Genomic DNA, 4,432 nt, shown 5'->3' with positions numbered 1-4,432 from the left:
TATTTCAAAAATTACAAGCCGATAGAAGTATTTAAATGCAAAGGTATAGAAGAGGCTCTAAATATATGCGAAGAAAACAAAGAAAAAGACATCTGGTCTTATTTTGAAATAACGACAGAAGAGGTAATAAGCCAAAATGATATAAAAGCTATGAAGAGCTTGCTAAATGATATTATAGAAATCAAACCTATAATAAATAGCAATTATGAATACGAGCATATAGACATGAGGGAAAAGACAATGAAGGAATTATTCATTGAATACTATAAATTTAGAAATAAAGTAGAGCCTAAGGGCGAGCTATTGGATTTATTTTTACATATTGTTGAAGAAGAGGGTGAAGATTAATTGAGACCGATTAGATTAGAGATAAGTGGGTTAAATAGTTATATAGAAAAGCAGGTTATAGACTTTGAGGAATTGACTTCTAGAGGACTGTTTGGTATTTTTGGAAAAACTGGAAGTGGTAAATCGACTATACTAGATGCGATTACTATAGCCATGTATGGAAATATATCTAGAGATACAAATGAATATATAAATACAGCCTGCAATAGAGCTGTAATAAGATATGTATTTGAAATAGGAAATAAGCACAATAAAAAGAGATACGAGGTAGAGAGAATTTTAAATAGAAATAAATCAGGTTCAGCTAATTCGTACAGTGCTACACTAGTTGAAATACACAACGATGGAAATAAAACAGTTATAGCAGAGAAAAAGACTCAAGTAGACAAGGCTATTGTCGATATAGTAGGTCTTACTTCATCTGATTTTACTAGATCAGTAGTCTTGCCACAGGGTAAATTCAGTGAATTTCTACAATTAGACGATAGCAAGAGAAGAGAAATGCTTGAGAGAATTTTCAACCTTGAAAAATACGGAAAGTCTTTAACTGAAAAGGTTAAGAAGAGAAGAGATTCAAAGATTGTAGAAATCGAGGTTTTAGAAAATAGCCTTTTACAATATGAAGGAACTACTCAAGAGGTATTTGATGAAACATATAAGGCTTTGACAGAGCTTCAAGCTAATTCTAGAAATAAAAAAAGAGAATTAGAGGATACAGAGAAGAAATACAACGAATATAGAGAAGTTATAGGATATCAACAATCCTTAGAGGAAAAGGAAAATAGAAAAGCTAAATTAGATCAAAAGACTGGCGAAATAGAAGCAAGCAAGGTTAAAATCGAACGCTCAGGACATGCAAAGATAGTAGATCCTCATATAAGAAATGTACAGGATTTTGAAAAATCTATATCTGAGTACAGCTTAGCACTTGAAAATTTAAATCGCGAATTTACAGCTTCTAACAGAGAATATGAATCTACTAAAGTAAGATATGAACAGGCTCAAAAAGAAAAGGACAGCAAGCTAGAAGGCTTGATAGCGAGCAAGCAAAAATTTGAGAGAGCTATAATAATAGAAAACCAAATAAAAGAAGTATTATCTGAAATAGAAGCGTTAAAAGCAAAGATTTATGATTTTGATAGGGAAAAATCTTCATTAAATAGAGAAATAAATGGACTAGACGATCAAAATTCTAAAATAAATAGTTCAATAAAAGAAAATGAAAATAAAATATCTTCATTGAAGACAAGTGAAGATTTTAAAGAAAAGGTATATAAGGCTTTTGAGGTTGAAAGGGAATACTTGAGAGTTAAGAAGGAATTTGAAGAAAACAAACAAAATATACCAGTTTTATCTAAGGAATTAGAAGATTTAAAAAGCAAATTTAGCTATATGCAAAATTCAACTAAAGATGCAAAGCTTAAGTTAAAAAATACAAATGAAAAATACGATATATTAGTTTCAAAATGTCCAGGAACTAACGATGAGATAGTTTTAAAATCAAATAAGGCTCTGACTTTAAAATCTCTATACGATAAAACAGTGCAAAATGAAAATAAACTAACTCAGCTTCAAGAAAAATTGAACAAAGACAAAGAGGAAAAATATAAAGTAGATAGAGAGATAAAATCGCTAAAGGAATCTATAGAAAAATATAAAAATGAAAAATCTAGCTTAGAAAAAGATTTAAACGAACAAAAATTCTTAAACTTAGCAAATGAATTAAAAAGCGGGCTACAAGATGGAAGTCCATGTCCAGTATGTGGTTCTCTTCATCATCCAGATTCACATGTAGTAAACAACAACGAAAAAATAAAATACATAGAATCTCAAATTATAAAGGTTGAAGAAAAAATAAATGCTCAAAGTAAAAAATACGACGAGGCTATAAGAGTACAAAGTAAGTTAACTAGTACGATAAGCATGACTGAAGAATCAATATCAGAGGTGAAATCTGAAATTGGCGATTTAAAATCAATAGATTTGAATAAGGATTTAAATATTTTATCGAAGGAAGTAATATCCTTAAGAGAAAAAATTGAAGACTGGACAAAAACAAAGGAAAATTTAGAAAAAGAAATAAAAGAACTAGAAGAAATAAAAAATAAAAAGGAAAAAGAAGAGATAGAATTAAATAAAGATATCGTAAATAAAAGCGACAATTTAAAATCTCTAAAAGAAAGCGTAGAAAAAATAAATAAAAACTACGATTCACTAAAACAACAGTATTTATATATGATATCTAATTTAAAAATAGAAAACCTAAAAGAAAAGGTAGAAGAGATAAATAAAAATTCTAGAATTATAGAGGAAATAGACCAAAAGAACGCAGCTTTAAAAGATAAAAAAGAAGCTATAGAGTTGAATTTAAAGCAAAAAAGAGATTTATTTACACAAATAGATAAAAATATATCTAATTTAAACAAAGAAAATGAAAGCAATTTAAAGAACAAAGCTCAAAAAGAAGCTGAATTCAATTCTATAACAAAGGGTCAAAATCCAAAATACCTTTTAGATAATATAATAGACGAAATAAATAGAATAACTTCAACAGAGGCGAAATTAAGAGTTCAAGTTGAGGATGAAAAATACAAAAATGAAAAGCTAAAATCAAAAATAAGTGAAGTAAAAGGTAAATTAGAAGAATCACAAATCAAATACAAGTCTTCAAAGGCGACTTTAAACGAGCTTTTATTTGAATATAAATTTGAAAGCATTTACGCCGTAAAAAATTCACTTATAGATGAAGAGGAAAGAGAACGACTAAAGGATGAAATAGAGTTTTTCGAAAAAGAAGAAAAAGCTATATCATTGGAAATCCAAAATTTAAAAGCGAAATTAAATGGCAGAACTGTAGATATAAACGAGTTTTTAGATTTAGAAAAAAATAAATACAGACTGAGCGACGAAATAGACAAAATAACTAAAGAAATAGGAGCAAAGCAAAATGAAGTCATGACACTAGAGAAGAATTTAAAGAAGGTCAAAGAGCTTCAAAAGCAGTTAGATCAATCTAAGCACAATTTAGGTTTATTAAAGGAAATTGAAAAGCTACTTCAAGGAAAGAGATTTGTGGAATTCGTAGCAAAAAATCAACTTGAATATATAGTCATAGAAGCTTCCAAGAGATTAGATCAAATGACAAAGGGAAGATACGTATTAGAAATAGACGACAATTTGAATTTTGTTATGAGAGATAATTATAACGGCGGTTTGAGAAGAGGTATAAAAACTCTATCAGGAGGAGAAACCTTCTTGACATCACTAGCTCTAGCACTCTCATTATCATCTCAAATACAGCTTAAGGGAAGTGCACCACTTGAATTTTTCTTCTTAGATGAAGGATTTGGCTCATTAGACAATGAGCTTTTAGATGTAGTAATGGAATCTTTAGAAAAGCTTCACAATGAAAAATTGAGTGTCGGAATAATAAGCCACGTCGATGAGCTTAAAAACCGAGTTCCAGTTAAGCTTATAGTCACTCCTAATGATGGAGGTAGTGGTTCTAAGATAAATATAGAATATAGTTAAAAAACAAGGCATCTATAGATGGATATCGTAGATGCCTTTTAAAATAGAAAATTTACTGTTTTTTTGTCTATTTTTGTATCATATTGTATAATTTTTCATATTATATATTAAGAAAAATTTAAAAAGTTTTTCTTAACTCCCCTGTTGATAGAAACGGATAAAAAATTTAAAAATTTTATTAATAAAATGTATATATATTAGAACTTTAGGCAAGAATTATATATGAGAGCGGAAATTATATATATATCTCTCCCCCTAATAAGTATATATCTTTGGGCATCTACAATTTTTCCCCCTTGTAGGTGCCTCTTTTTTTGCACAAACATTTGTTCTTATATAATATTGACTTTTAAAAAATATATTGTAATATTATATATACTACTATATATAATATTATTTAAAAATAAATAATAAAATATTGAAAGGAGTTAAATTTATGAAAGTAGATATAAAAGGTAGAATTGAAAAGATGAATTTACCAAAGGATAAATGTTTTTTGCCATTATATGAAAGTATAGTCAACTCTTTTCAATCAATTGAAGAGTTAGAAGAT

At 28.3% G+C, this 4,432-nt stretch carries 1 protein-coding gene and 1 pseudogene; both read left to right on the top strand.

The window, feature by feature from the left end:
• A pseudogene (locus tag ACI3VO_RS07220) lies at positions 1–348 on the top strand (exonuclease SbcCD subunit D); the annotation flags it as partial.
• Positions 349–3,879, top strand: coding sequence for an AAA family ATPase (locus ACI3VO_RS07215; protein WP_439757258.1), 3,531 nt, complete (start codon positions 349–351; stop codon positions 3,877–3,879). It begins immediately after the preceding pseudogene.
• Positions 3,880–4,432 lie beyond the last annotated feature (553 nt).

Source organism: Intestinibacter sp. (assembly GCF_051866655.1).
Taxonomy (GTDB): domain Bacteria; phylum Bacillota; class Clostridia; order Peptostreptococcales; family Peptostreptococcaceae; genus Intestinibacter.
Note: the sequence above shows the minus strand (reverse complement) of the source record. Positions and strands in the feature narration are given on the sequence as shown.